This window comes from Photorhabdus temperata (assembly GCF_025384845.1).
GTDB lineage: Bacteria > Pseudomonadota > Gammaproteobacteria > Enterobacterales > Enterobacteriaceae > Photorhabdus > Photorhabdus temperata.
The window spans coordinates 1-514 of record NZ_JAJAFX010000214.1; the positions used below are offsets into that span (position 1 = coordinate 1).

Here is a 514-nt window from a genome sequence, read left to right on the forward strand (position 1 = left end):
TTTCGTCTTGATGCCGCACTCAGGGCATGCGGGTAATTCGATTTCGTGATAAGGATCACTATGTTTAATTCCAAAACTAGCTTGCTTGCCGGTGCAATGACGCGCGAGCAATTGCAAGATGCTTTGATGAAAGCGCAGCAGGCTTACATTGAACTCGCTGCGGGCAGTCGTGGAGTGTCGTTTTCATACACACAGGGAGACGGCACCCGCTCAGTGTCATATCAGCAATCAAGCATGGCTGATTTGATGGCGCTGATTCAGTTGCTACAGGCGCAACTCGGCATCGTGGCAAGGCCACGTCGCCCGGTAAGGTTTAGGTTCTGATGAATACAGTAAGAATTTTAGGCCCGGACGGACAGCCTTTACCACCTTCCCGACCGAAGATGTCTATGCTGGTCGGCGGCAGTCGTGTGCCCTATGACGCGGCGGATTCATCCAGTGATCAATTGGCGAACTGGCAACCCGCACTATGGTCACCCGACAACGAAATCAATATCTATCGTGACCGGATTGT

1 protein-coding gene and 1 pseudogene are annotated in these 514 nt (G+C 51.9%); both read left to right on the forward strand.

Annotated elements, in window-relative coordinates; genetic code table 11:
- Nucleotides 1-60: 60 nt before the first annotated feature.
- A complete protein-coding gene (gene gpW, locus LGZ99_RS24630; protein ID WP_036841062.1) occupies nucleotides 61-324 on the forward strand; it encodes a gpW family head-tail joining protein in 264 nt (87 codons plus the stop codon).
- Nucleotides 324-514 (forward strand): annotated as a pseudogene (locus tag LGZ99_RS24635) (phage portal protein); the annotation flags it as partial. The gene gpW and the pseudogene LGZ99_RS24635, both read left to right, overlap by 1 nt.

Excerpts from the sequence above, each read along its gene's own strand:
- gpW (WP_036841062.1), top strand. The coding sequence starts at position 61 with ATGTTTAATTCCAAAACTAGCTTGCTTGCCGGTGCAATGACGCGCGAG.